Annotated in this window: 2 protein-coding genes; both read left to right on the top strand. The window is 66.9% G+C overall.

From position 1 onward, the window contains the following. Positions 1 to 763 (top strand): ABC transporter ATP-binding protein (locus AC6CHP_RS20690; RefSeq protein WP_498232042.1); only part of this gene is annotated, 763 nt, incomplete at its 5' end. Continuing rightward, a partial coding sequence (locus AC6CHP_RS20685; protein ID WP_498232040.1) for an ATP-binding cassette domain-containing protein occupies positions 760 to 1,410 on the top strand: 651 nt, incomplete at its 3' end. The genes AC6CHP_RS20690 and AC6CHP_RS20685, both read left to right, overlap by 4 nt.

The following is a 1,410-nucleotide window of genomic DNA, read 5'->3' as shown; positions in this document are numbered from 1 at the left end:
CGTTGACCGCGGGGAGATCCTCGGCATCGTGGGAGAATCCGGCTCAGGCAAGTCCCAGACCGCGTTCTCGATCCTTGGCCTGCTCCCGGACACCGCCCGCATCGTGGCGGGATCCATCCAGTTCGACGGCAACTACACCGTGGCCCCGGGCGATGAGAAGGTGAACCAGGACCGTGTTTCCAGGCTCCGGGGCAAGCGGATCTCCTACATTCCGCAGGAGCCCATGTCCAACCTGGATCCGGCGTTCACCATCGGTTACCAGCTGGTCACCCCCATGATCCGGGTCCTGGGCATCTCGAAGCAGGAGGCCACAAAACGCGCCCTGAAGCTGCTGTCCGATGTCGGAATCACCAACCCGGACCGGACCTTCAGGGCTTGCCCGCACGAGGTGTCCGGCGGCATGGCCCAGCGCGTGCTGATCGCCGGGGCGATCAGCTGCGAACCGGACTTGATCATCGCCGATGAACCCACCACCGCCCTGGACGTCACCGTCCAGGCCGAGGTCCTGGACCTCATCCGGGACCTCCAGGCCCGCCTGGGGGTCGGCGTGATCCTGGTGACCCACAACTTCGGCGTCGTGGCTGACCTCTGCGACCGCGTTGTTGTGATGCAGAACGGCCGACTCGTGGAGGAAGGACCGGTCCGGGACATCCTGTCCACCCCGAAAGAGGCATACACCCGGACCCTGCTCGGGTCCATGCTCGAAGGCAAGGAACCCATGACCATGCTCGTAACCTCCAGCACGAAAGGAGCCCCCTCATGACCGCCTCCCTCACCGGCACCAGCGCCCCCGCCGAGGTAAGCCGCGATCAGCTGCTCCGGGTGGAGGACCTCGTGGTGGAATACCCGGGCAAGGGCTGGCGCTCCCGGCCGTTCCGTGCCCTGACGGAGATCAACATCAGCATCGGCCAGGGCGAAACCCTGGGCCTGGTGGGGGAGTCCGGTTCCGGGAAAACCACCCTGGGCCGCGCCGTCCTGGGCCTGGCCCCGGTCACCGGCGGGCGGATCATCTTCGAGGGCAGGGACATCAGCCACGCCACCCGCAAAGAACGCCGAACACTCAGCCGGGACCTCCAGGTGGTCTTCCAGGACCCCTATACCTCCCTGAACCCTGCCCTGGAAATCGGCGACATCCTCGCTGAACCCCTCGGCGTGCAGGGCATGGAACCCGCCGCCGCGAAGAAGCGGGTGAAGGAACTCCTGGACCAGGTGGGCCTGCCCGCCGACGCGATCCACCGCCTGCCCCGGGAATTCAGCGGCGGGCAGCGCCAGCGCGTGGCCATCGCCCGGGCCCTGGCCCTCGCCCCGAAACTGATCGTCTGTGACGAACCGGTCAGTGCCCTGGACCTCTCTACCCAGGCCCGCGTCCTGGACCTGTTCCTGCAGATCCAAAAAGACACCGGCGTCTCC

The sequence above is a fragment of the Pseudarthrobacter sp. GQ63 genome (genome assembly GCF_059758765.1).
The sequence above is the reverse complement of the archived record's forward strand: the minus strand, read 5'-3'. Positions and strand labels throughout refer to the sequence as shown.